Source organism: Paenibacillus durus ATCC 35681, assembly GCF_000993825.1.
In the GTDB taxonomy this organism is placed as follows: domain Bacteria; phylum Bacillota; class Bacilli; order Paenibacillales; family Paenibacillaceae; genus Paenibacillus_AQ; species Paenibacillus_AQ durus_B.
The window spans coordinates 910,229-936,861 of record NZ_CP011114.1; the positions used below are offsets into that span (position 1 = coordinate 910,229).

Sequence of the window (26,633 nt, forward strand, 5' to 3'; positions counted from 1 at the left end):
TGGAACTCCCGGTCGGTCCTAAGGTTTTATTTAATTTGTAATTCTACAGCAGACGGATTTTTGTTGTTTCTGGATACTTTAATACCTGAGCCGCCTTTTTTTTGAATAATTTCAAAAATAACCTTTCCCGCTACTTTCGACACGTCTATTCTATAGACTTTCTGCGCTCCAGGCTCCAGAGTATCTATAAGTGTAAGTTTGTCATCAATATAAACGGGCAAAGTTTCTTTTGTGGACGATGCATTATCGTATGCATTCATATTGAATTGACGGCTGAATTGTTCATTGCTGTTTTTAACCTTCACATACAGACTATCGCTATCTTTCTTTGTAGGAATTAAACAGCGTGATACGTTTGTTTGTGTCATACAATCCTCCTTAATTACTCTTCTTTGTGAGAAGAATTAATAGCCTTAAGGATAGCTTTACGATTCTCGTTTCCGGATTCTAACAACACACTCAGTGTATTTGTGAGGTTAGAGATCAGGGTATCAATATTTTTTGAATTATGATTTCCCTTCAAGGCTTCCAGCATAGCAAGTGTAGATAGAGTCATAGCGATAGCTGTACTGGTATTATCAGAGTAGTTGATCACCGTATTGTGTCCGTTTGTAAAGGTATTGTGCCCAGCGTCCGCTTTCGCATCGGCGTCAGCATCCGCATCAGCGTCGGCATCGGCATCCGCATCAGCGTCGGCATCAGCGTCCGCATCAGCATCGGCGTTTGCGTCTGCGTCCGCTTTCGCATCGGCATCGGCGTCGGCATCAGCGTCAGCGTCGGCGTCGGCATCAGCATCCGCATCCGCATCAGCGTCCGCTTTCGCATCGGCGTCGGCATCCGCATCGGCGTCCGCATCAGCGTCCGCATCAGCATCGGCGTCCGCTTTCGCATCAGCGTCAGCATCCGCATCGGCATCCGCATCCGCATCGGCGTCAGCGTCAGCATCCGCATCGGCATCCGCATCAGCATCGGCGTCAGCATCCGCATCGGCGTCAGCTTTCGCATCAGCGTCAGCATCCGCATCGGCATCGGCGTCAGCATCCGCATCGGCGTCAGCGTCAGCGTCGGCATCAGCATCCGCATCGGCGTCGGCATCGGCGTCCGCTTTCGCGTCAGCATCGGCATCGGCGTCGGCATCCGCATCGGCGTCGGCATCGGCGTCAGCATCGGCGTCAGCGTCGGCATCGGCGTCAGCATCGGCGTCCGCATCGGCATCAGCGTCGGCATCGGCGTCGGCATCGGCGTCCGCATCCGCATCGGCGTCCGCTTTCGCGTCGGCATCGGCATCGGCATCAGCATCAGCGTCGGCATCGGCGTCGGCATCGGCGTCGGCATCAGCATCAGCATCAGCGTCGGCGTCAGCATCAGCGTCGGCATCGGCGTCGGCATCGGCGTCAGCGTCGGCATCGGCGTCGGCATCGGCGTCGGCATCGGCGTCAGCGTCGGCATCAGCGTCGGCGTCCGCATCAGCATCGGCGTCAGCATCCGCTTTCGCTTCGGCATCGGCGTCAGCATCGGCATCAGCGTCGGCATCGGCATCAGCGTCGGCATCGGCGTCGGCATCAGCATCAGCGTCAGCGTCCGCATCAGCATCAGCATCGGCGTCAGCGTCCGCATCAGCGTCAGCGTCCGCATCAGCGTCTGCATCAGCATCAGCGTCAGCATCGGCGTCGGCATCAGCGTCGGCGTCGGCATCAGCGTCGGCATCAGCGTCGGCGTCAGCATCGGCGTCGGCATCAGCGTCGGCATCAGCGTCTGCGTCGGCGTCAGCATCCGCATCCGCATCCGCTTTCGCGTCGGCATCAGCGTCGGCATCGGCATCGGCGTCGGCATCAGCGTCAGCGTCCGCATCAGCGTCGGCGTCCGCATCCGCATCGGCGTCAGCGTCGGCGTCAGCATCCGCATCGGCGTCAGCGTCGGCATCGGCATCGGCATCGGCGTCGGCATCAGCATCGGCATCAGCGTCGGCGTCCGCGTCAGCGTCGGCATCGGCGTCAGCATCGGCATCAGCGTCTGCGTCGGCATCGGCGTCCGCATCGGCATCAGCGTCCGCATCCGCGTCGGCATCAGCATCGGCGTCGGCATCAGCGTCTGCTTTCGCTTCCGCATCGGCATCGGCGTCCGCATCGGCATCCGCGTCGGCATCAGCGTCTGCATCCGCGTCGGCATCGGCATCGGCGTCGGCGTCAGCGTCGGCATCCGCATCAGCGTCAGCATCGGCGTCAGCATCGGCGTCAGCGTCTGCATCAGCGTCTGCATCAGCATCAGCGTCCGCTTTCGCTTCCGCATCGGCATCCGCGTCGGCATCGGCATCAGCGTCGGCATCGGCATCCGCGTCAGCGTCCGCGTCGGCATCAGCATCGGCGTCCGCATCAGCATCAGCGTCCGCTTTCGCTTCCGCATCAGCGTCCGCGTCGGCATCAGCGTCTGCGTCGGCATCGGCATCAGCGTCGGCGTCGGCATCAGCGTCGGCATCGGCGTCCGCATCAGCGTCGGCATCGGCATCAGCGTCGGCATCGGCATCGGCGTCCGCATCGGCGTCGGCATCGGCATCAGCGTCGGCATCGGCATCGGCGTCTGCATCAGCATCAGCGTCCGCGTCGGCATCGGCGTCGGCATCAGCGTCAGCGTCAGCATCGGCGTCCGCATCAGCGTCGGCATCGGCGTCGGCATCAGCATCGGCGTCCGCATCAGCGTCCGCTTTCGCATCGGCGTCGGCATCAGCATCGGCGTCCGCATCAGCGTCAGCGTCGGCATCGGCATCGGCGTCCGCATCGGCGTCCGCATCAGCGTCGGCATCAGCGTCGGCATCGGCATCAGCGTCAGCATCAGCATCAGCGTCGGCGTCGGCATCAGCGTCGGCATCAGCGTCGGCATCGGCGTCCGCTTTCGCGTCGGCATCAGCGTCGGCATCGGCATCAGCGTCGGCATCGGCGTCAGCGTCGGCATCAGCATCGGCGTCAGCGTCAGCGTCGGCATCGGCGTCGGCATCAGCATCGGCGTCAGCGTCGGCATCCGCTTTCGCATCGGCGTCGGCATCAGCATCGGCGTCAGCGTCAGCATCCGCTTTCGCATCGGCATCGGCGTCAGCGTCGGCATCGGCGTCAGCATCAGCGTCAGCATCCGCGTCGGCATCGGCGTCAGCGTCAGCATCGGCATCGGCGTCTGCTTTCGCATCGGCGTCGGCATCGGCGTCTGCTTTCGCATCAGCGTCGGCATCCGCGTCGGCATCGGCGTCGGCGTCAGCGTCGGCGTCAGCATCAGCATCCGCGTCCGCTTTCGCATCGGCATCGGCGTCCGCATCAGCATCCGCATCAGCATCCGCGTCCGCTTTCGCATCGGCATCAGCGTCGGCATCGGCATCAGCATCGGCATCGGCATCGGCGTCGGCATCCGCGTCCGCTTTCGCATCCGCATCAGCATCAGCGTCGGCGTCGGCATCAGCATCAGCGTCGGCGTCGGCGTCCGCTTTCGCATCGGCATCGGCGTCCGCATCAGCATCAGCGTCCGCTTTCGCATCGGCGTCGGCATCCGCATCGGCATCGGCATCGGCGTCGGCATCCGCGTCAGCGTCGGCATCCGCGTCCGCTTTCGCATCGGCATCGGCGTCAGCGTCGGCATCGGCGTCCGCATCCGCATCAGCGTCAGCATCCACATCAGCGTCGGCATCCGCTTTCGCATCGGCGTCGGCATCCGCGTCAGCGTCGGCATCAGCGTCAGCGTCAGCATCCGCTTTCGCATCGGCATCGGCATCGGCGTCAGCGTCGGCATCAGCGTCAGCATCGGCATCGGCGTCGGCATCGGCATCAGCATCAGCATCAGCATCGGCATCGGCGTCCGCTTTCGCGTCGGCATCGGCATCGGCATCGGCGTCAGCGTCGGCGTCGGCATCGGCATCGGCGTCCGCTTTCGCATCCGCGTCGGCATCGGCATCAGCATCAGCGTCAGCGTCCGCTTTCGCATCGGCGTCAGCGTCAGCGTCGGCATCAGCGTCAGCGTCCGCATCAGCATCAGCATCCGCATCAGCATCAGCTTTCGCATCGGCGTCCGCGTCAGCATCGGCGTCCGCGTCCGCTTTCGCATCGGCGTCAGCGTCGGCATCCGCGTCCGCATCGGCATCCGCGTCAGCGTCAGCATCGGCATCCGCGTCGGCATCGGCATCCGCGTCCGCTTTCGCATCGGCGTCCGCGTCAGCATCGGCATCGGCGTCCGCGTCGGCATCGGCGTCGGCATCAGCGTCAGCATCGGCGTCCGCTTTCGCATCAGCGTCGGCATCGGCATCAGCTTCCGCTTTCGCATCAGCGTCAGCATCCGCATCCGCATCGGCATCAGCGTCAGCATCGGCGTCGGCATCAGCGTCGGCATCGGCATCGGCATCAGCGTCAGCGTCAGCATCGGCATCGGCATCGGCGTCCGCTTTCGCGTCGGCATCAGCTTCCGCTTTCGCATCAGCGTCAGCATCAGCTTTCGCATCCGCATGCACTTTAGCTTTCGCTGTCGTTTCGGCATCCTCACCTAAGACGGCTTTTACATCGTCATCATTTTTTAATGATGTCTGATCCAATTTACTTTTACTTTCCTCATTTCGATCCAATATGTTGCCTCCTTTCTATTACGGAATTATTATATTTAGCGATGTCTCTACTAGTTCAGGGCGAAGTCATCAAAGTAGAGCGGATTTTGTTCAGTAAGGTGTGCTAGATTGACAAACTCTGACGACTGAAATTTGTGTTTCATTATAGTGGTAGTTCCGGTCTGCCCCCCTAATTATTTTTTTACGAGTTTAAATTTCATGTAATGAAGCTCATCAATGAAGCGGTAGATGAATTTCGCCGAGAAGAGCAGAAAGAAGTCTTCGAACTGAAGAAAACCCGATATGTCTGGTTGAAAAATGAGAGCAACCTGACGGAAGGTCAGAAGCAAATGATGCTCAAACTGAAAGATATGAATTTACAAACAGGCAAGCGTATCGGCTAAAACTGGCACTCCAAGACATGTGGACGTATCCTACCATCTATGCAGACTTGTATTTCAAACAATGGACTCAGTGGGCGGTTCGTTCCCAAGTGAGCCGATGGCGGCCGTTGCACGTTCGTTTCAACGATATGCAAACAGCATTTTACGCTTCCTCGACGTTTAAAAATAAATCCAGCCGTGGATACTGGGAAATAATGGACCCAGTATAAAGGACCTGGAGGTCATATTTCATATCCCCGATACATGGTATATTGATCGCTGTCAACTTGACGAGAAGCTAAAGCAATTAGATGTATACTTGAAGTTTCGCGACAGGGCTTTGTTTGTCTGTACGGGCTGTGGGGCAGAGGTCCAACCTGTAAAGGATATTGCGGATTATCCCGATTTACTTTCATGCAGGGCACCCGCGAACGATTTGTGGTCAATGTAACGGCATCTTAAGGGTTAACGAACCTTGGGCAATCAAACCCCGTGCGGGATTTACCTTACTGTTTGATGCATGGATTGTCGCCATGGCTAAGGATATGCCGATGAATGCGGTAAGGCGTATCATGAAGGAAACCGACAAGCGTCAATTTCATGTCGTACAAGAGGCCAATGAAGCGGTTGATGAGGTGCGGCGTACGGAGAGCAAACGGACGGAGGATTTAAAGAACACACGGTACATCTGGCTGAAAAACGAAGCCAATTTGACGAAAGCTCAAAAAGAAACGTTGGATAAACTGAAAGATTGTGAGCTGGATACGGTCAAAGCGTACCGAATGCGTCTGATTTTGCAGGAAATGTAAGGAACGGCTTCTTTTTGTTTTACAGAATGGAAACAGGGGCGATCCCTAAGTCATTTAGGATGACTTTTGGGACAGCCCCACCTTTTCACTAAGTAGGTTATTTAAATCTGTTGTCCACGTATAGGGTCGAAGTTCAGCGGATAAATGACTTTTTATTTAACAAAAACTATCATTTATCATTGTCAGCATCATCGTCAGTATCATCGCTATGTTCCTTCTCAGTCACAGCCTCGTTGTCATGTTCTTGCTTCTTGGCCAAAGCTTTTTCGTCACGTTCTTGCTTCTTAGCTAGAGCCTCGTTGTCACGTTCTTGCTTCTTAGTTAGAGCCTCGTTGTCACGTTCTTGCTTCTTAGCTAGAGCCTCTGCGTCACGTTCTTGTTTCTTGGCCAAAGCCTCTTCGTCACTTTCTTGTTCTTCATCCAAAGTCTCGTCGTTGTTATGTTCATAATCCGTCATAAGAATATCACTCCTTTTCATCCAATCTGCCATCATTGTATGTGAAAATAAATAAAATGAGACCAGAAATGTGTTGAATTTAAATCGGAATATTCCCATTTTTTCAATGGCCAGCCCGACCCCGAATTTGGACACTTGCCAACCAAACGTAAAGCGGACACACTATACGGCGATTCTGAACGCCAAGCCATATAGGCTCGTATACGGTTGTTATAAAACTCCAATGTAGTGATGATGAGCGGCGGTTGAACCGCCGGCTTTTTCCTTTTCGACCAACTGGCGCTGCAATAAATAGAAAATTCGACAACACCGGCGAAGACATGGAGGATCTGATCTCCATCGGCACGATCGGGCTCATCAAGGCCATTGAGAGCTACCGACCCAATAAAGGGACCAAACTGGCCACATTCGCCGCTCGCTGTATAGAAAACGAAATTCTGATGCATCTTCGTTCGCTCAAGAAGACCCGCAAGGACGTATCCCTGCAAGACCCCATTGGTACAGATAAAGAAGGCAACGAAATCACATTGATAGATATCCTCGGCTCGGAGATAGACGATGTGATCAAGGAAGTCGATCTCAAGATCGAGAAGAGCAAAATCTACCGCAATCTGGATATTTTGGATGACCGGGAAAAAGAAGTCGTGGTCGGCCGCTTCGGTCTGGACACGGGCGGCGAGGAACGTACGCAGCGGGAGATTGCGAAAGAGCTGGGGGTATCGCGGAGTTACGTGTCGCGGATCGAAAAGCGGACCCTCATGAAGCTGTATCATGAGTTTTATAAGGCGAAGCGGTAAAATCTAAATATGCTGTCACAAAGAAATTCCTTGCACTGATATGGGTTTGAATTTAGACATTAGGAGGTACCCTATGTCCAGGCTTTTTGCTTATGAAAAGACAGGCTTTAATTCTATTTCACTAGTGCCAATACTCTGACTTTGTCGATACTCTATTGTTGCCATCGTTTGTATAAACTCAATTGTAGGGTCAATTTTTTGTACAATGTCTAAAGGGATACTGAGCTTGCGACAGGGAAATCCGTGCAGTACACTTTCTTTATCCAGAACTACTTATGATTACTTTGATGAGAGTACTTCGAAAAAAGGAAGTGTTAAACAATGAATGTAGAAATGGTCATGCAGGAGCTTGAAGCGCTCGGCAAGGAACGAACCAAGAAAATATACAGCTCGAATGGCGCGCACGAACCGCTTTTTGGCGTGGCTACCGGCGCAATGAAGCCTATCTTCAAGAAAACCAAAATAAATCAGCCTCTGGCTGAGCAGCTTTACGCCACGGGGAATTACGACGCCATGTATTTTGCCGGCATCATAGCCGACCCCAATGCAATGACGGAAGCCGATTTTGACCGATGGATGGATGCGGCTTATTTTTATATGCTGTCCGATTATGTAGTTGCAGTAACCTTGGCCGAAGCGGATATTGCACAAGAAGTTGCCGATAAATGGATCGCGAGCGGTGAAGAGCTGAGAATGTCAGCGGGCTGGAGCTGTTACTGCTGGTTGCTCGGCAACCGACCGGACGATGAGTTTTCCGAAAGCAAACTTGCCGGTATGCTTGAGATGGTGAAAGATACGATTCATGATTCTCCAGAACGCACTAAATACGCAATGAACAACTTTTTATATACAGTGGCGGTATCCTATGTGCCTCTTCATGATAAAGCGTGTGAGACCGCAAGGACTGTAGGCCCAGTAGAAATCAATAAGGATAAGGCAAAAAGCAAATTTCTTCACGCTTCCGAAAATATTCAAAAGGCAGTCGATAAAGGGCAGGTTGGTTTTAAACGCAAGCATGTAAGATGTTGACCGTGACAAATACCTTATGAAAACGATAAATTAAATTAAGTCTCCCTATGTCGTTCATTATTGGATTATGAGTACAATGAAATGCAGGGGTAAATGCTATATTAGAGAGAGCCCTTCAAAGGGGGTTCGCCGGTGGACGCTTATTGCCGTTTGGAATGGGAAAAACTATAAATAAATGGTTGTGTTGAGGAAGCCGTGGGCTTCCTCTGTTCTATATTAGGGGGAAAGGGGCAAACAGTAGCCATGTTGATACAGACGCTCACAAGACACCTTGATACAGAGGATGAATGTCCATGAGACCATGGAATACACTAGGCGTTCGCATCTTCATCTGGTTTCTGTGCTGCACGGTTCTGCTGCTTCTCGTGCTCAGCGCCGTGTTTTATTCCAGAATGACAGAGCAGACAAGCATGAAAATCGGCGAGATCACTTCCAAAAGCCTGATTCAAACCGGTGATTATCTGAAGCTTCTCGCAGACAGCTATGACGGCTTGTCCAAATCCATTGTCAACAACCCGGATATTCAACGGTTTGCCGTTGCGGAAGAGGAGGAAGAGGCGCTGAATCTCATCCGGGAGCGAACCATTAATAATATTCTCGGTTCGATTTTTTACAGCCGGGATGATGTAACCGGAATTTATCTCATTACGGTTTCGGGTAAAATTTATGGATATAGCGAATTGTCTTTCATACCGGATCTGAATTATCAGCAAAAGGATTGGTACGCGAGAATCAGGCAGTCTGCCGGCAATATGGTCTGGTTCGGGATCCAGAAACAGTCGCTGTTCGATCAAAGCATGAAAGACGATGTCTTTTCATTCGGCCGACCGATTTATGAGTTATTTTCGCGTAATCCTATAGGCATCGTTCTCATTGAAACGAGACCTTCACAGATTAAGGAAGCGATGGCGAATCTTCAAGTTGGGGATAAAGGCCAATCCTTCGTGCTGTCGGCGACGAATGAATCAATAGCTTCCTCCGATCAGGCCAGAATGATTCCGCCCCTAACTGCAGCCGATGAAGCCGAGATGGAGAATGGCAAAGCGTATGTAAGAAGCAGCGATTCTGGAGACATGCTAGTAATGGCCAAACAGAACGAGCTGGGATGGAAGATCGTAAGCGTCATCCCCAAATCGGCCTTCAATCTGGAGCAGGGGCAGACGCTGAGGTTTTTAACGCTAGCGCTGGGTATTTTGCTGGTTATGTCCGTTGCTCTCGCTTCCTTCCTGTCAAGATCGATTTCTTCACCCATTAAGCGGGTGATAAACGAGATGAAGCGCGTGGAGATTGGCGACCTGGAAACGACAATTCGACTGAGATCATATGAGGAGATTAATTATCTCATTTCGTCTTTTAACCGGATGACCGGCCAAATTCGCGAGTTGATCGAACGTGTTCGCGTCGTTTCCGTCAATGAGAAGAATGCGCAAATTCAGGCGCTGCAGTCGCAAGTGAATCCCCATTTTCTTTATAATACGCTGGATATGATCTATTGGATGATTGATCGGTACGAGGATGAGAAGCTGAGCAATATTATTCTGTCTTTATCCAGGATGTTCCAATACAGCAGCGATTGGGAAAATTCACCAAATGTAACGCTTGGCGAGGAACTTGAGCAGGTTCAGCATTACTTGCGGATTATTCAAGCGAGAACGGGGTTCGATCTTTATGTATTCATCGATATTCCTGAGTCTCTGTATGGGATCCGGCTTCCCAAGATGACGCTTCAGCCGCTTATTGAAAATGCCGTAGTGCATGGTTTTGATAACTTGGACAAGCCCGGCAGGCTGACGGTATACACGGAGGTGAAAGGGCACACGGTCAATGTATCGATAGCAGATAACGGAGTCGGAATATCGGCCGGTAAGCTTAGTTTAATCGAAGAGGCTTTCGAGCGGATTAAGGCATTGGAAGAACGCGATGCCAATGATATTCAGTCTTCGGCCTATTCATCGGACATTCAGGAGCATCCGGAAGTGGGGATTGGCCTTGTGAATGTCCATCAGCGGCTTGTTATGAAGTTCGGATCCCAATTCGGCCTTCGGATTCAAAGCGCGGTGAACGAAGGAACGACTATTTGCGTATTGTTGCCTATGGAACCCGTTCGGAAGGATAATGATTCACTTTAGGGGGTGTAACATGAACATTCTGATCGTCGACGATGAAATGGAGATTCGGGAAGGGATGGAACGGAGAATAATGCGCACTTATCCCGATATGAACGTCATGACGGCAGATTCGGCGCAGAAAGCAATTGAAGTACTCCGCAATCAGCAGATTGATGTCGTCTTCCTGGATATTATGATGCCGGGCGTGAACGGATTGGAGCTGATGAGCAGCGTTCTGAAAATCTATACCCGAACCAAGTGGATTATCGTTTCCGCTTATTCGGAGTTCCAATTCGCTCAGGAAGCGTTGAGGCTGGGAGCCAAGGACTATATTGTCAAACCGATTGGAAGAGAACGGCTGATTGAAATTCTTCGCCATCTGAAGGAGGAATGGGCCCAGGAGAAGAACCGTTTATCCGATCAAGATGAAGTTCGTATCCATTTGAAGTTCTTGAGGGAGACCATTTTCCGGCGATGGGCGCAGGGATTTTCCGTTGAAGGCTTCGATATTACTGCGTTAGCGGAGCAATATCCGAAGTTTCATTTCCTTTTCATAAACCTGGAAAGAGAAGAGGACTCACTGGTCAAACTATTTGCTGTCGAGCGGATCATTTCCGAATGGATCGACAGACACGGACAAGGTCTGCTCACGAGTTTGGACAATAGCAGCCTAATGGGAATCATTGGGGTGAATCCCGATGTCGATTTCGAGCAGGCCAAGACAAAATTGGCTGCCGAACTTGACCGAACCTTGAAAGCGCATCTCTTTCATGCCAGCCCGTGCCTTACGAATTTCAGTGTCATTCCCGACATGGTCAAGCATTTGCAGCGAAAAGGAAAGCCTTCTGCGGTTCAGGAAAGCGCAAGCAAAAGCGAGGATGCGGTTGAACTCGCGATTCAATATATGAAAGAGAATTTTCATGAGAATCTTTCCTTGGAAAAAGTGGCTTCCATTGTCTATCTAAATCCGATTTATTTCAGCCAGTTGTTTAAACAGAAAACGGGTATCGGATATAAGAGTTATGTGATCCGGATTCGTATGGAACGGGCCAAGCAATTGCTGCAGAACCGAAATTTGCTCATTGCGGATGTGGCCGAGCAGGTCGGTTATTCGGATCTGGCCCACTTTACGTATATGTTTCGAAAGCAGTACGGTCTGACACCGAGTGATTATCGTCAGTCGCAGGATGACTTCGACCATGTATAGCGACGAATAGGATACGAACGGAAGCCGTCCTCAGTTTGGGGACGGTTTTTTTTGGCACACTAATTGCTGAAGGAAACAGCAAAATCAGTTATGTAAGATAAAATTACACCAATTAACAAGATTATCTTAAGAAATCTATGATTTTCCCTTAAGTTTCTCTATGTTTAGGAGCGAAGAAATCAACTTATAATTAACGATGTAACACAAGCTAACATTCACTTTCAGGGGGGTTACAATGGTTAAAATGAAAAGCATTCAGTTGTTTTTGGTCCTGATTCTGCTTACAGCGGTACTATCCGCTTGTGGGGGCGGCGGGAACAAAACGGAAAGCGCTGCGGGGGCCGGTCGGGGTGGAACTAATCAAAACGGTCAAGAAAAGGTAAAGCTTGTCGTGCAAATCGATAAACCCGACAAGTCCGATGTAAACCGCCAAATTATCGACAAGCTCGTCGGCGATTATATGAAAGAGAATCCGAATGTTACCATTGAGTTAGATACCTTGAATACGGATCAACAAAAATTGAAGCTGAAGACACAGGCGGCGGCTAATCAATTGCCGGATATTACGACCGTATTTCCCGGAGAGCAAGTGAAGCCGTATGTGGACGCCGGCTTGCTGGAGCCGCTGGATGACATTTTGGACAAAGATGGACTGAGAACCCGATTTATCCACGGCATGTTGGAGGCCTCCACCTTCGATGGAAAAGTGTACGAACTTCCGGTTAGCTCCGTATTCACAACTGTCTTTTACAACAAAAAATTGTTTGAACAAGCGGGAGTGCAGCCCCCTGCAACATTCGAAGAGCTGCTGGATGTGATCGGCAAACTGAAAGAAAAGAATATTACGCCTATGGTGATCGGTGAAAAAGAACCATGGACAGGCTCCTTGTTATTCATGCAGATATTGGCAAGAACAAGCGGCGGGACGAACTTTTTACAGGATCTAAAGGAAGGCAAAAAGTCCTTCACGGATCCGGGTTTTGTCAAGGCTGTTGATGCCTTACAACAATTGATTCAGGCCGGGGCTTTCCAAAGCGGTGTAACCTCGACGGATTACCCTACATCAAACACGATGTTCAAAACGGGCAAAGCGGCCATGATTTATGATCTCACATTTTTCTCCAGCCAATATGACACCGATATGAAAGGGAACATTTCCGCATTCAAATTCCCGACTGTGGGCGGACAAGGTGATCCTAATGAAACTTTGAGCGGTGCCAGTAACGGATTTGCAGTAGCTAAAAACGGAAAACACAAAGATGTGGCCAAAGATTTTCTTCATTATTACTTTATGCATTTGCCGGAAGTTGATTTCGAAATGAATAATGCGGGCAACAGCGCACAAATCATCGATAAAACGGAAGACGAGCTCAAGGCGGCCGGATATTCCGACTTCATTATTGAGCTAATGAAAATTCGGAACGGATTGAAAAAAGGATTTGGAGCTTTCGACACTACGATTGAACCGACGACCACACAGGTTCATTTGAACAGCCTGCAGTCCTTATTCGTGAAACCAATTGATTCTGAAGAGATCGCAAAACAGCATCAGGTAGCTTGGGAACGGTTTTTGTCCAGAAAAAAGTAAAGCCAGCTATTAAAGCTATGTATGAAGGGGGCTTCTCCCCCTTCGATTATTTAGCGAAACGGAGTGAACCTTAAGTGAACGGTGTGCTTAAAGTATCAAGAACGACGCTTGTTGTATTTATTGTCCCTTGTATGCTCTTTTATGCAGGATTGGTTCTTTATCCAATCGCAATGTCTTTGTGGTATTCCTTGCTCGACTGGAACGGGATCGGTACAGGCGAATTTATCGGTTTGAAGAATTATCAAGAGGCACTTATGAATGATCCGATTTTTTGGAATTCGCTCAAAAACACGCTCATCTACGTGGTTACAGCCATGGGGCAAGTGGCATTCGCATTGTTTATTGCGATTTTGATGAGCTTGTTTGTGAAAAGATCGAATTTCCTTGTATCCAGTTATTTCATGCCGGTTATCTTGTCGGTCGTGGTTATCGGCCAGCTGTGGAAATCAATCTATAACCCTGCTTCATCCGGAGGCATGCTGAGCAGCCTTTTGTTAAGTATGGGGTTGGATAGCTGGGTTAAAGATTGGCTCGCGGATTCGGCAACGGCTACGTATGCACTTGCTTTTGTGTTAGTTTGGCAATATTTCGGTTATCATTTGTTGATTCAGTTCACGGGCTTGCAAAATGTTCCGGAGGATTTGTATGAAGCGGCCAAGATCGACGGCGCCAGTGGATTTCAGACGGTTCGGAACATTACGCTTCCGCTCATGATGCCGGTGATCAAGATCTCCGTTGTGCTCGCGACGATCGGTTCGCTTAAGTCCTTTGAACTTGTCATGGCGATGACTGGCGGGGGACCGGCCAATTTGACCGAAGTGCTCTCCTCCCATTTCTACAACGTTTCGTTCCAGACATTCCGATCCGGCTACGGCAGCGCGATCTCGACCATTCTGATTATATTGTGTTTTGCTCTTACGTTTCTCGTTAACCTCTCGTTCAGACGTTCCGAAAAAGCGTTATCCTGATGCACCAATCAAGGAGTTGACTTTCAATGGAGAAAATATTAACCAAGCCGTTATCCAATTCCTCCCAAAGCTCACAACCATCTTTGAACAGATGGTCAAAACGGCTCGGGAGAACGTCGGTATGGCTGTTGTTCGGCATCCTCTTCGTCACACAAATTTACCCGCTGATTTGGCTGGTGATTTATTCGTTCAAAACGACCGACGAAATATTGGGAGGGACATTCTTTGATCTTCCGCAAGTTTTGCAATGGGTGAACTATAAAGATGCGTTTTCGTCCGGGAATTTCTTTACGTATTTGTTGAACAGCGTTATCGTGACAGCGATGACGTTGGTAGCGACGGTGGTGCTAAGCGGCATGGTCTCCTATGCGATAACCCGTTTTCGTTTCCGCTACGGAAATGCACTGCTACTTATCTTTCTTCTCGGCATTATGATTCCATACCAGTCAACGATGCTCCCGCTTATGGTCATGTTCAAAAAGCTGGGCATCCTGGATACGCATGTCTCTTTGATTCTGCCTTACATCGCTTACTCGTTGCCGGTCGCAGTCTTCATCTTTTGCGGATTTATGAAGAGTATTCCATACGACATTGAGGAATCGGCATTTGTCGACGGGGCGTCGGTATATCGGATATTCATGCAGATTATTCTGCCGATCATTACTCCGCCGATGATGACGGTCATCATCCTGACCTTCATTTCGATTTGGAACGAGTATATTATGGCGGCCACTTTTATTTCATCGGACATTCTCAAAACATTGCCCTTCGGCGTGTACAGTTTCTTCAGCCAGTATTCGACAAATTATGGTGCCGTAGGAGCGTTTCTCGTTCTTAGCGCCTTGCCGGTTGTTATCTTATATTTCTTCATGTCGCAGAAGATTACGAAAGGGATGGTCGCAGGCGCCGTTAAAGGTTAAGCAATTTGCAGAATGAGAGGATGAAAGAATATGAAACCAGATATCCAAGAACTGATTACTCAGATGACGCTGGAAGAGAAGGCCAGCCTTTGCTCCGGGCTTGATTTCTGGCATACGAAAGGAATCGAGCGGCTGGGCATCCCTTCGCTGATGTTGACGGACGGTCCGCACGGGTTAAGGAAACAGATGGATGGTCCTGATCACTTGGGGTTTAACCACAGTGTTCCGGCTACGTGCTTTCCATCGGCGGCCGGTATGGCCGCTTCATGGAACCGCGAGCTGATGGGCCGGATTGGTGAAGCACTCGGCAAAGAGTGCCAGGCGGAAAACGTCGCGGTGCTGCTCGGGCCGGGAACAAATATCAAGCGATCCCCGCTTTGCGGGAGGAATTTCGAATATTTCTCGGAGGATCCTTATTTATCTTCAGAAATGGCCGCAAGTCACATCAAGGGTGTGCAAAGCCAGGGTGTAGGTACGTCTTTGAAGCATTTCGCCGCGAACAATCAGGAGCACCGCCGCATGTCAGTTGATGCTGTTATCGATGAAAGGACGCTGCGGGAGATCTACTTGGCGAGCTTCGAGGGCGCCGTTAAGCAGGCACAGCCTTGGAGTGTGATGTGCTCTTATAACAAGGTGAACGGGGAATACGCAGCGGAGAATGAATGGCTGCTAACGAAAGTGTTGCGCGAAGAATGGGGATATGAGGGCTTCGTCGTGTCCGATTGGGGGGCCGTAAATGAGCGGGTTAAAGGGCTTCAGGCAGGCCTGGAACTGGAGATGCCGAGCAACGCAGGCAATTGGCACTTCCAAGATTATCGAAGCTGTGCGCAGCGGACAGTTGTCCGAGCAGACGTTAAACCAGGCGGCCCAGCGGTTGCTGAATTTTATCTTCAAGGCGGCTGAAAATCGGCGGTCTGACGCGACATGTGACACTGATGCACATCATCGTTTGGCACGGGAAGCCGCACAGGAAAGTATGGTCCTGTTGAAAAATGAGGATGGAATCCTGCCGCTTCAAAAGGCGGGGACAATCGCCGTTATCGGAGAATTTGCCAAAAAGCCGCGTTATCAAGGCGGTGGCAGTTCCCATGTTAATCCAACGAAACTCGACGATGCGCTTGAAGAGATGATAACCGTTGCAGGGGAGGAAGCCCGAATTGTATACGCTCAGGGTTATAACCTGGACAGCGACGAGTCCGACACCCTGCTTGAGCAAGAGGCAAAGAATGCGGCGGCCCAGGCGGATGTTGCGGTGTTGTTCATCGGCTTGCCGGAGCGATACGAATTTGAGGGCTACGATCGCACGGATCTCGCGATTCCCGCAAACCACAGTTCTCTGATAGACGCCGTAGCGGAAGTGCAGAGTAATCTTGTTATCGTGCTTTGCAATGGCGCGCCGGTCGAGATGCCTTGGATCAGCAAGACGAAAGCCGTGCTGGAAGGCTATCTGGGCGGTCAAGCATTCGGAGGTGCAGTGGCGGATTTGCTGTTCGCCCACACAAGTCCGAGCGGTAAGCTCGCGGAGACGTTTCCGGTCAAGCTCAGTGATAATCCGTCCTTCCTGAACTTCCCGGGGGAGGGCGATAAAGTCGAGTACCGTGAAGGCCTGTTCGTTGGCTACCGCTATTATGATGCCAAAGAGATAGAGCCGCTCTTTCCGTTCGGCTTCGGACTTAGTTACACGCAGTTTTCATACAGTGATCTTAAAGTGAACCGGACTTCCATGAAAGACACGGAGACGTTAACCGTTCAGGTTACAATAACCAACACCGGCAAGTTTACCGGTAAGGAAATCGTACAGCTCTACGTGCGTGACGTCGCAAGCACCGTCATTCGACCCCGGAAGGAGCTGAAAGGCTTCCATAAAGTAGAGCTGCAGCCAGGGGAGAAAAAGACCGTAGATTTCGTGCTGGATCGCAGAGCGTTCGCCTACTACAATATCGAGCTTGGCGATTGGCACGTGGAAAGCGGCACCTTTGAAATTTTGATCGGCGCTTCATCGAGTCAGATTTTGCTGCAAACAACGGTCGAAGTCGAAAGTATCACGGCTCAACCGATCAGATATCATCGTAATACGCTGATCGGTGACTTATTGGATAACCCGCAGACGACCGAAATGGCTAACTATTTTATAGGGAAATACGGTTTGGCTGATCTACTCGGTGATTACCCGGAGTTGCTTATCATTAGTATGAAGTATACACCGCTGCGACAGTTAATTGCTTTTGGGCAGGGAGACTATACGGAGGAGATGCTGGCTGAGGATTTGGCGAAGCTGAACGCATTGGAGACAGAGGCAGTCTGATACAAAGGCTCAATGCTCGATTGCGGTGCTGTATAATATATCATTTCAGTTAGGAGAGATAGTACATGTCAGCAAAGAATGAAAAAACCCTTCGGTTATTGTTTCCACAATGGCAAGGAGGAGGAAACAACCCTCCCTATATACTGGGAGCTCACTTATTAAACTGGCTTGCTCCCAAGTCAGACGGTCCCTTTGAAGAAGTACCTGTAGATTTAACTCTTGACATGGAAAAAGTGGATGGAATAGTCGCCAAGAGCACCGTGCTGAAGCAAGCTCGAGCTGCCAAGGAACTCATTCATAAGCACAATCCTGAGCGAATTGTCGTCTTGGGGGGAGATTGCAGCGTAGAACTTGCTCCTTTCGCATATTTAAACGAGAAATATAATGGAGATACATCCATATTATGGGTTGATGCTCACCCGGATGTATACATTCCTGAAGATTTCCCCAACCATCACGCTATGGTCCTTGCGAATTTACTTGGAGTAGGGGATAAGGAATTTGTAGCTGAGGTCCCTCGTATTTTTAACCCTGAACAAGTGTTATATGTGGGATTAAATGATCTGCTGGACTCCCTTAATTCTGAACCAATGCGAAACATGAAACTGGATAGCCTGGGGCCTGACGATATTAAACAAGATAGCTCGAAGGTACTTCAATGGTTGAGTGAACGAAAACCTTCAAAGGTCATCGTTCATTTTGATCTGGATGTACTGGATATGACGGAGTTCCGTTCGCTCTTAGTTTCCTATTATAAAACATATGAGGAATACAAGGATAAATTTCCGCGAGGTGTAAGCATGGAAACGATTATCCGGGTTTTACAAGATGTAGCTAAATCTTATGATGTAGTGGGTTTGGGGATTACCGAACACTTCCCTTGGGACTCCTATTTCCTGCAAAATATGTTGTCTCGCCTGCCTCTTCTTGGCGATATCAACAATGAACAAAGACCTTCTTTTATCGCGCTTTGAAACCAAATAACTTTACGTAAAGGTGGTTAAATGTATGAAAGGTGTTAATGTATATCCGGAAAATGGACATAGCATCGTGGCTGTCATTCGTAGAAAACCAGGGATGACGCTTGAAGAGTTTCACTATCATTATAAGAATATCCACGCTCCTCTATCTGCCCAATTACCAGGTCTCCTTTCTTATCGTCAGCATCCTACCCGAAAACCAGGACAAGGCGATGGACAATATATGCCTGACGAATTGCTATATGATGCTGTTTCTATATACATTTTTGAAAGTGCTGCTGCAGCAGAAGCGGCATGGCTCTCGCCGGAAGGTCTGTTACTGGATGAGGATACAGTGAAATTTATTGATACCGATACCCAAATTATTCTACCTGTTATTCCTCGTCAAGTTGTTTGAATTCATATGACAGGCATTCTATACTCGTTGCTGGCCGGCGCTATCCTCGCCATCCAGATCGTGTTCAACGCGAGAGTAAGTGAAAAGGCGGGGCTGTGGCTGACGAGCGCTCTCATGAATGGCTCCGGTTTCCTCGTATCCTTGATTTTACTCTGCTGGATTCGCGAAGGTCACGCAGGTAAGTTGCTCGAAGTAAACAGGCTGTACTGGTTAAGCGGGACGCTTGGAGTGCTGATCGTGTATTCTGTCACTAAAGGCGTTGGTGCGCTCGGCCCAGCTTATTCGATTACACTTTTACTTGCCGCCCAGCTTTTTGTCGCATTTCTGATCAACAGCTTCGGCTGGTTCGGCGTCGAGCCTACGCCCATCTCCTGGAGCAAGCTGGCCGGAGTCGGAATCCTGATCGCAGGTGTCCTGGTTTACCAGTGGAAGTAAATGAGTTACTCGAGTGTTGCAAAATATCGTTAGGGAAGCGAGAAGGGGACCTGTCAGGCGGCAGGTCTCTTTTTTATAAGGATGTTGCTAAACGAAACCCCAGCTTCTTCATTCGATATTCCTTTAGAGTCATTGACATATATTCATATAACTATATCAGCGGATGAAGCTGTCCATTTGCACAAGCTATTAGCTCACTTGTTCATAAAATATAGTATCTGACAATGAAGGAGCGAAAGACTAATGGCAGAGCTTCTGGATTATGCTTCGAATGTGCCTAGTCTAAATAGTGGTGACAATATGGATGCGTTAATGGAGTGACAAATTTATTGGTACATGTAAGGGGGTGAATGAAATGCATAAAGTAATAATCACCGGAGCAAATGGATTTATTGGTAGTTCATTAACGAATTTTCTTGCGAAAAAAGGAGTAACCATATTTGCTGTAGTCAAAAACAAATTCTCTAATGTTGAACCAATACTGAAACATGAAAACATTAATATCATCTACTGCGATCTTAATCATGCGGAGCAGTTACAGTATTTAATAGAAGATAGAGATATTGATGTGTTTTATCATCTTGCTTGGACGGGTGCGTCTGGACCGGAAAGGGCAAACTATAAGGTTCAAGTGGATAATGTATCCAACTCCATGGAGTGTGCTAAGCAATCAAAGCTTATGGGATGTAAGAGATTCATTGCAATAGGTACTATTGGAGAGTTCATGGCAGAGTTGGCACTAAAAAATAATATAATTTCAGAGCATTTCACCTATGCTATTAGTAAGAGCTTTTATCACTCCTTGTTAGACATATATTGCTATAACCATAACATTCCCTACACGTGGTGCACTTTCCCTGGTGTATATGGGATTGGGGATCGAACCTCAAATATTATTAATTATACAATCAAGAAATTATTACTTAAAGAATTGCCCGAATATACTAAAGCGGAGCAATTATTTGATTTCATTTATATTGATGACTGTATCAAGTGTTTGTATGAAATTGGATTAAAAAATGATTTAAAAAAATACTATTTTGTTGGAGGCCCTTCTCCGCAACCTTTGTATAAATTTATTGAAGCAGCTAAAAATGTAGTTTCTCCTGACTCACAATTAGGGTTAGGACTAAGAAATGAAGATGGAATTGTGTACAAGAAAGAGTGGTTTACAATGGATGAAACTATAAAACATTTGGGTTTTAAACATGAATACTCTTTTGAAGAAGGTATAAAATTAACTGCTGAATGGATCAAATCAACGGGCATCTAGGTATATAAATATCAGCGGATGAATTTGTTCATCTGCACAAGCCATTGGCTCACTTGTTCATAGAATACAGTATCTCACAATGAAGGAGTATTCCAGAACAAGGAGGCTCGTCTAATATGATTATCGGAACAGCAGTGGGCGCTTCGGGATTGCCACAAGCCAGGCTGATGGCGGCTTCGGTCAAGCGGGTAATGCCTCTAACAACGGTGGTCGTCTGCCTGGTGGAGCAATTTCCGATAGAACCGCAGCCGGATATCGACTGGATTTTTACGGCCAGAGATATCTCGGCTTATATAGGATTCCACGATTTTGACGGTTATATATTCAAGTTTGGCTCCCTCCAATGCGCCACGGCGATGAAGGCTCAGCTGACCGCTTACCTGCTCAAAGCCTTCCCGGAGGAGGAGCAGATTGTTTATCTCGATCCGGAGATGTACGTAATGAGGCCGTTCGATGAAATATGGGGAATGCTTACCTATTATGATGTGGTGCTGACTCCCCACCATCTTGAGCCCTCGCCCCCCTGGGATTGTTTCCGCGAAATCGGGACGCTGCAGGACGGGACCTATAACAGCGCACTGGTAGGCGTTAGAAACAGCGACGGGGGACGTCATTTTGCGGACTGGTGGGTGAAGATGACTTCAGGTGATTTTTACGGACAGCCGAAAGGACTGTATAGCGAACAGCCTTATCTGAACTTCGTTCCCACTTTTTATCACACAGGCATTCTTCGTCATCCCGGCTACAACCTGGCATTCTGGAACCTGCATGAACGCTGCAGAGAACTCTACTGGGTAGAAGATCAGTATGTTTTGACCGACTGGACTCCGCTTCGCTGCGTGAACTTCAACAATACGGCCGGGCTGCTAGACAGCTGCATGAACGCCTTCATTCCGGACAACTGGGTATATGCACAAATGTGGCAGAACTACAAGCAGGAACTGGAACCATTGCTTCCCTGGCATTCACCTTCCTCCTGGAGTTATGACTTCTTCTACAGCGGAGAGAAAATATCGGATGAGACCCGATTACGCTACCGAGAGGCCAAAATATACCGTTCAATAGAAATTAATCCCTTCACACTTTCTAATGAAAGTAAATTCTGATTACCGAATGAAGAGGAGGACCCGCCATGATCATCTGCTCGGTGACCTGTGCAGACAATCTGCATGAGGCTAAAGTGATGGCCAGAAGGGCAAAAGTTCAAATGCCATATGCCCGGGTTGTCATATGTCTATTGGAGAGGTCGATGCATCCGGCAGCGCTTAACGTTCCGTGGTTTGACGAAGTTATTTTGGCCAAGGATTTGGGAATCCCCGAATTTGAAACCAATCTTCTAAAATACCGACTTTATGAGGCGGTAACCTCCATTAAGCCGGCTTTTCTCCATTTTCTGTTTGACCGGTATCCGGATGAGCTCAACATCGTATTCATGGATACGGACGTCATCCCTTACGCTCCATTCGACGATCTGCTGTTTGCCCTGGAATATCATAACATCCTGTTGTTGCCTCACCTGCTGGAGCCGTGCGAAGATCCGTGGAGTTATTTATGGGTGGGCGCCTTTAACACCGGCTTCGTGGCGCTTCGGCGGTCGGAGGAAACTATGCGTTTTCTGGAATGGTGGAAAGAGCGGCTGTACAGCTACGGGTATTACCAAGCACCCTATTATTGTGATCAGAAATGGATCGATCTCGCGCCAGCTTACTTTAACGTTACAGTATGGGATCACCCGGGATACAATGTCGCCTACTGGAATCTGCACGAGTCTAGCCGGAAGATCATTTCGGCCGGGGAAGGGCGGTATTGGCTTGAAGGCGGCCTTCCATTCGTCTGCTTTCACTATTCCGGATTAAACAGGGCTCTGCAGTACCATTTGGGGATATGCATTCCCGATCATACGAATCCGCTGTATGAGCTGATCGGGCTCTTTCAGGAAGAACTGGAGGTTATGGGAAAAGAGGAGTTTTCCCAGATCCCCTGGAGCTATGACTATCACCTAGATGGCACTCCTATCACAGCGGAAGAGAGAAATAGCTATCGCTGCTGACGGATTGTCAAGCTAAGTGCGACTATTGTGGAGGATGCCGCCTCAGCTCTTTGGCAATAGCTCGGCTGGACCATCCTAGCCGGACTGGGCTGGGAGTTCTAGTTGACTGCGTTCGGTTATGAACCTCAAAAAATTCGACAATACCGGGGAAGACATGGAGGATTTAATCTCCATCGGGACAATCGGGCTCATCAAGGCCATTGAAAGCTACCGCCCCAATTAAGGAACCCAATTGGCTACGTTTGCAGCCCGCTGAATCGAGAACGAGATTCTGATGCACCTGCGCTTACTCGAAAAAACGCGTAAGGACGTGTCGCTACACGACCCGATCGGAACGGATAAAGAAGGAAATGAGATCACGTTGATAGATATCCTTGGCTCCGAGACAGACGATTTCCTTAAAGAGGTGGATCTCAAGATTGAGAAGAGCAAGATCTACCGCAACCTGGATATTTTGGATGACCGGGAAAAAGAAGTTGTCGTTGGCCGCTTCGGCCTTGACACGGGCGGTGAGGAGTGGACGCAGCGAGAGATCGCGAAAGAGCTGGGCATCTCGCGCAGCTACGTGTCACGGATCGAGAAGCGGGAGCTGGTGAAGCTGTATCATGAGTTTTATAAGCAGAAGAAGTGAAGAGATGAAAAAGACCTGCCTTCCGGCAGGTCTTTATTTGAACGATAAAGCGAAGACAAAATAGATAACCAAGCAGGGTCCGCTTGTTCTTGAGCATTAAGAGCAGTTAATAAGATTATGGCGTTGTCTCTAAAAATGAAGTGGTGAGACGAGGTGTGTTATCAGGTATGGTTCTTGCCTTAGTCGCTTGCTCAAAGGAATAGGCAAGATTTATTAAAGACTGTTCGCTGTAAGCCGTTCCCAAGAAGGAAATGCCTACAGGCACCTTAGCCTTCGTTACGCCAGCTGGAACCGTAATCTCAGGATAGCCTGTCGCAGAAGCAACATACCCTGCGGCGTAAGTATCAGATGCGTCGCATGCGTAGGTCGGATCCTGGATATCGAAACGAGGAGAGGCAGGGCAGGACATCGTAGGAAATACAATCGCATCCAGATTGTTAACCTTCATCAGCTTTTGTACCTCTGCTCTTGCAGCCGGAATATCTTTGCTTATGATCGATTTATAGCTTGCCGATCCTTTCTGGCTTGCCGCCTTGATTGCGTCTTTCATTCCTTCAAGGCGCGCAGGATTGACAGGTGTAGCCGAGCCCAGGACCTCCGGTGATTCACTGATCTGAATAATCTCCTCTAAAGTTTTTGGTTGATCTTTTGGGAGGAGGGAGAGATATTTCTCTAACTGAACCTTGAAGTCAGCATCGCCGATTGGTCCAAGAATTGGCGTCCACAAATACTGCGTCTTGTCAGTGAACGATACCGATACGAATTGAGCACCTTGTTTTTTCATAGCAGCTATAGCCCGTTTGGTTATCGCGTCAACCTCACGGTTGTCGCCAAAGAAGTCACCCGCAATACCGATACGAGCGGTTTTAAGTGCATCGGTACTGAGTGCTTTACTATAATCCGGCACAGCGAGTTTATCCGACATTCTTGTTGAATAATCATTCTTGTCCGTACCGGCCATATAGCTGAGCGCGATAGCTGCATCCTTGACACTCCGTGCCATTGGTCCGGTTGTGTCAAACGCCAGAGAAGAAGGGATGACGCCGCTGCGGCTGGTTAGACCAAGCGTAGGTCGAATTCCGACGAGGCCGGTGACGTTCGCCGGTCCGCGAACTGAACCTGAAGTATCCGTGCCGAGCCCGAAAACAGCAAAGTTGGAAGCGACAGCGGCGGCGGAACCGCTGCTGGAGCCCGATGCGTCGCGATTAAGATTGTACGGGTTCAACGTCAGCCCCCCGAGGGAACTATAGCCAAGTCTGCCGTAGGAAGCAGCAAATTCGGACATATTCGTCTTGGCAATCACGATAGCTCCGGCATCAATCAATTTCTGGACCACAAAAGAATTTTTAGAAGGATATGCGTTTTTCAGAGCAACAGAGCCGGCCGTAGTCGGCATGCCCACCACATCATAATTATCCTTAACGACGATTGGGATTCCGTGAAGCTCGCTTCTGGGGCCTTTCAACTTCCGTTCCTCATCCAGCTCCTTGGCCAATTCAATGGCTTTAGCGTTTATTGTAATGACCGCATTTATTTTTGGCCCCGCTTTGTCATAAGCTTCAATTCGATTCAGATAATATTGAACTAATTGTTCGGATGTGGTTTGACCACTATTCAGTGCATCCTGAATTTCCTCAATACTTTTCTCAAACGGGTCGAACGTATGTACCTCCGTCTCTTGCGCAACTGGTGTCGCTGTTTCCGCAAGAGCGGAATCGGTTGCACTTAAGCTGACCACGATCATCGAACCTACCATTATTGAGATCGATAGTACTAGCCTTGTCCATGTTTTCCTCATGCTAAGACCTCCTTGATGATGTTAATGTCATAATATCTATCATAGATTAAATCAATCACTCAAAATAATCAATGTTAAAAATTTATATATCAGGATAATGGGATTTAGCCTGAAGATAAGATCTATAATCATACTCTTTTATGCATCAATGTGATTTTATACTATGTATTATGATATGAAATATGACATGCTCAAATGCGCCTATAACCGGTCAAGAATTCATTATTGATGACGGCAAACATGTGTTACTTTGCGGCACGCTGTATCGAGAACGAGATTCTCATGCATCTTCGCTCACTTAAGAAAACCAAAAAGGACGTCTCACTGCACGATTCGATTGGGACGGACAAGGAGGGCAATGAGATTACCTTAATTGATATCCTCGGCTCCGAAACGGACGATGTGATCAAGGAAGTCGATCTGAAAATTAGAAGAGCAAGATCTACCGCAATCTCGATATCCTGGATGACCGGGAAAAGGAAGTCGTCGTCGGCCGCTTCGGCATTGACACGGCGGGGAGGAGCGAACGCAGCGAGAGATCGCTAAAGAGCTGGGCATCTCGCGCAGCTACGTGTCGCGGATCGAGAAGCGGGTGCTCATGAAGCTGTATCATGAGTTTTATAAGGCGAAGCGGTGAAATTGAAGAGAGGAAATATGACCAGATATTAATGGATATATGATAAACCCGCCTCAATGCGCAAGCGGCTGTATTCCCTCTTGAAGGGAAACAGCCGCTCGCTTTTTACTCGTCCGGGCGCTCGTCTATTCAGTCTCCGCCGCCTCCGCCGCAATCACCGCCGCCTCCGGCATCGCCGCCGAAGCTGTCTCCGCCGCCGTGGGAATGGCCTCCAACGTCGCCGAATCCGCCGGAATGATGCGTTCCCCCGCTATGCCCGCTGCCGCCATGTCCATGATTGTGAAATCCGTTATGATTACGGCCATCGTCGAAATTAGAGCCTCCATGATGATGCTGATGATTCCGCCCATGGGAGTCGCTAGGGGAAGAATGCCGGTTTTCGTCCTGCGAATTGTTGATCAGATCCGGGTTGGATAGCGCAAACAGGGAGGGGTCGTAGCCGTCGCTTCTGCCGGGGGGATTTCTGTGTTTTTCTTTACGGAATATATTGCCGACAAGAATAAAAGCTAATACAACAATAAATATAAGGCCAATGCTCATAAAAGGCATTCTCTCCTTACGATTGAAATATCTAAATTATACCAGCAGTGAAGGAAGATAGGAAGCCTGAATGAAGCACAGCTTAAAGCGCTGATAAGAATTACTGAAGGCAATGACTCTAATCCGGTGCGGCGGTTTGGCGGTTCTTCGGGAAAATATGGTATGCTTGCCGTAGTCCATACGAATCTGGAGGGATGATAATGATTGAACTGGCCAAAGACGCACTGGATTACATGAACAGTCAGCTAAATAGCATCGAAACAAGCCTGCTGCTTGTGTCGGATGAGCAAGTTTGGACAAAAATAAATCCTGGCATGAGCAGCATCGGTAATTACTGCCTGCACCTTGCGGGCAACGAATATCAGTATTTCGTAACGGCTGTTGGCGGCAGGCCGCTTATTCGGGAGCGCTCCAAGGAATTTACCACAGAGGGCGGCTTATCCGGGGACGAGCTCATAGCCAAGCTTAAAGAAGTGAGAAGTCAATCGGAAGCGGTTCTCTCTACCTTAACGGAGCAGGATTTGAACCGTGAGGTTACCGTTCCTTATGATCTTGGGGACTGGAACCGGATGAAGGGCGGTCAGGCTTCCGAAGGAGACGCCAAGGACGTCAACATCATTCGTACTCTTTTATTGAGGATATCGGCGCATTACGGCTATCATACCGGACAGATCGTTCTGTTGGCCAAAATTTTGTCCCGGACGGAGAAGCATATATCGGGAAAGTATCATTAAGAAAAGAGGCGCAT

Annotated in this window: 18 protein-coding genes and 6 pseudogenes; 20 read left to right on the plus strand and 4 right to left on the minus strand. The window is 49.2% G+C overall.

Features of this window, described 5'->3' with window-relative positions; all coding sequences use genetic code 11:
• Nucleotides 1–26 precede the first annotated feature (26 nt).
• Complete coding sequence (locus VK70_RS04140; protein WP_025696473.1) at nucleotides 27–368, minus strand: hypothetical protein; 342 nt, start codon at nucleotides 366–368, stop codon at nucleotides 27–29.
• A 233-nt stretch (nucleotides 369–601) separates the two neighbouring features.
• On the opposite strand from VK70_RS04140, the gene VK70_RS04145 reads away from it, so the two are divergent.
• From VK70_RS04145 to VK70_RS29640, 3 genes and pseudogenes are all read left to right on the plus strand, one after another.
• Nucleotides 602–4,519 (plus strand): serine-rich family protein, encoded by a 3,918-nt coding sequence (locus VK70_RS04145; protein WP_179945324.1) that lies wholly within the window; start codon nucleotides 602–604, stop codon nucleotides 4,517–4,519.
• 266 nt (nucleotides 4,520–4,785) lie between these two features.
• Nucleotides 4,786–5,128: pseudogene (locus VK70_RS29635) on the plus strand (transposase); the annotation flags it as partial.
• Nucleotides 5,129–5,182: 54 nt separating this feature from the next.
• Nucleotides 5,183–5,762 (plus strand): annotated as a pseudogene (locus tag VK70_RS29640) (transposase); the annotation flags it as partial.
• 172 nt (nucleotides 5,763–5,934) lie between these two features.
• On the opposite strand, the gene VK70_RS04160 reads toward VK70_RS29640, so the two are convergent.
• On the minus strand, nucleotides 5,935–6,222 hold the full coding sequence (locus tag VK70_RS04160) for a hypothetical protein (protein ID WP_025693970.1): 288 nt from the start codon (nucleotides 6,220–6,222) through the stop codon (nucleotides 5,935–5,937).
• 281 nt (nucleotides 6,223–6,503) lie between these two features.
• On the opposite strand from VK70_RS04160, the pseudogene sigK (VK70_RS04165) reads away from it, so the two are divergent.
• From sigK (VK70_RS04165) to sigK (VK70_RS04235), 15 genes and pseudogenes are all read left to right on the plus strand, one after another.
• Nucleotides 6,504–7,019, plus strand: a pseudogene (gene sigK, locus VK70_RS04165) (RNA polymerase sporulation sigma factor SigK); the annotation flags it as partial.
• A 321-nt stretch (nucleotides 7,020–7,340) separates the two neighbouring features.
• Entirely contained in the window at nucleotides 7,341–8,048 is a 708-nt protein-coding gene (locus tag VK70_RS04170; protein WP_025699990.1) for a DNA alkylation repair protein, read from the plus strand.
• Between the two features lie 293 nt (nucleotides 8,049–8,341).
• Nucleotides 8,342–10,177: a sensor histidine kinase gene (locus VK70_RS04175; RefSeq protein WP_025699992.1), complete on the plus strand. Its 1,836-nt coding sequence runs from the start codon at nucleotides 8,342–8,344 to the stop codon at nucleotides 10,175–10,177.
• Between the two features lie 10 nt (nucleotides 10,178–10,187).
• Nucleotides 10,188–11,363, plus strand: a complete 1,176-nt coding sequence (locus VK70_RS04180) for a response regulator (protein ID WP_025699994.1) — start codon at nucleotides 10,188–10,190, stop codon at nucleotides 11,361–11,363.
• 235 nt (nucleotides 11,364–11,598) lie between these two features.
• A complete protein-coding gene (locus VK70_RS04185; RefSeq protein ID WP_025699996.1) occupies nucleotides 11,599–12,951 on the plus strand; it encodes an extracellular solute-binding protein in 1,353 nt (450 codons plus the stop codon).
• Between the two features lie 131 nt (nucleotides 12,952–13,082).
• The gene (locus VK70_RS04190; RefSeq protein WP_046724071.1) at nucleotides 13,083–13,919 is read left to right on the plus strand and encodes a carbohydrate ABC transporter permease; all 837 of its coding nucleotides are present in this window, start codon (nucleotides 13,083–13,085) and stop codon (nucleotides 13,917–13,919) included.
• Between the two features lie 26 nt (nucleotides 13,920–13,945).
• On the plus strand, nucleotides 13,946–14,839 hold the full coding sequence (locus VK70_RS04195; RefSeq protein WP_025700000.1) for a carbohydrate ABC transporter permease: 894 nt from the start codon (nucleotides 13,946–13,948) through the stop codon (nucleotides 14,837–14,839).
• 30 nt (nucleotides 14,840–14,869) lie between these two features.
• A pseudogene (locus tag VK70_RS04200) lies at nucleotides 14,870–17,144 on the plus strand (beta-glucosidase family protein).
• A 65-nt stretch (nucleotides 17,145–17,209) separates the two neighbouring features.
• On the plus strand, nucleotides 17,210–18,118 hold the full coding sequence (locus VK70_RS04205) for an arginase family protein (RefSeq protein ID WP_025700002.1): 909 nt from the start codon (nucleotides 17,210–17,212) through the stop codon (nucleotides 18,116–18,118).
• 34 nt (nucleotides 18,119–18,152) lie between these two features.
• Nucleotides 18,153–18,521: an EthD domain-containing protein gene (locus VK70_RS04210; protein ID WP_025700004.1), complete on the plus strand. Its 369-nt coding sequence runs from the start codon at nucleotides 18,153–18,155 to the stop codon at nucleotides 18,519–18,521.
• A 6-nt stretch (nucleotides 18,522–18,527) separates the two neighbouring features.
• Nucleotides 18,528–18,956: a DMT family transporter gene (locus tag VK70_RS04215; RefSeq protein ID WP_025700005.1), complete on the plus strand. Its 429-nt coding sequence runs from the start codon at nucleotides 18,528–18,530 to the stop codon at nucleotides 18,954–18,956.
• Between the two features lie 355 nt (nucleotides 18,957–19,311).
• Entirely contained in the window at nucleotides 19,312–20,229 is a 918-nt protein-coding gene (locus tag VK70_RS04220; RefSeq protein WP_025700007.1) for an NAD-dependent epimerase/dehydratase family protein, read from the plus strand.
• Between the two features lie 116 nt (nucleotides 20,230–20,345).
• Nucleotides 20,346–21,335 (plus strand): hypothetical protein, encoded by a 990-nt coding sequence (locus tag VK70_RS04225; RefSeq protein ID WP_025700008.1) that lies wholly within the window; start codon nucleotides 20,346–20,348, stop codon nucleotides 21,333–21,335.
• 26 nt (nucleotides 21,336–21,361) lie between these two features.
• Entirely contained in the window at nucleotides 21,362–22,279 is a 918-nt protein-coding gene (locus VK70_RS04230; protein ID WP_025700010.1) for a hypothetical protein, read from the plus strand.
• A 124-nt stretch (nucleotides 22,280–22,403) separates the two neighbouring features.
• Nucleotides 22,404–22,910 (plus strand): annotated as a pseudogene (gene sigK, locus VK70_RS04235) (RNA polymerase sporulation sigma factor SigK); the annotation flags it as partial.
• Nucleotides 22,911–23,025: 115 nt separating this feature from the next.
• Here sigK (VK70_RS04235) and VK70_RS04240 read toward each other — a convergent pair.
• The gene (locus VK70_RS04240; protein WP_025700012.1) at nucleotides 23,026–24,708 is read right to left on the minus strand and encodes an amidase family protein; all 1,683 of its coding nucleotides are present in this window, start codon (nucleotides 24,706–24,708) and stop codon (nucleotides 23,026–23,028) included.
• A gap of 249 nt (nucleotides 24,709–24,957) precedes the next feature.
• Here VK70_RS04240 and VK70_RS04245 point away from each other — a divergent pair.
• Nucleotides 24,958–25,345: pseudogene (locus VK70_RS04245) on the plus strand (sigma-70 family RNA polymerase sigma factor); the annotation flags it as partial.
• Nucleotides 25,346–25,474: 129 nt separating this feature from the next.
• On the opposite strand, the gene VK70_RS28210 reads toward VK70_RS04245, so the two are convergent.
• Complete coding sequence (locus tag VK70_RS28210) at nucleotides 25,475–25,885, minus strand: hypothetical protein (protein WP_025700016.1); 411 nt, start codon at nucleotides 25,883–25,885, stop codon at nucleotides 25,475–25,477.
• A gap of 200 nt (nucleotides 25,886–26,085) precedes the next feature.
• Between VK70_RS28210 and VK70_RS04255 the strand changes: the two genes are divergently transcribed.
• A complete protein-coding gene (locus tag VK70_RS04255) occupies nucleotides 26,086–26,619 on the plus strand; it encodes a DinB family protein (protein WP_025700017.1) in 534 nt (177 codons plus the stop codon).
• Nucleotides 26,620–26,633 lie beyond the last annotated feature (14 nt).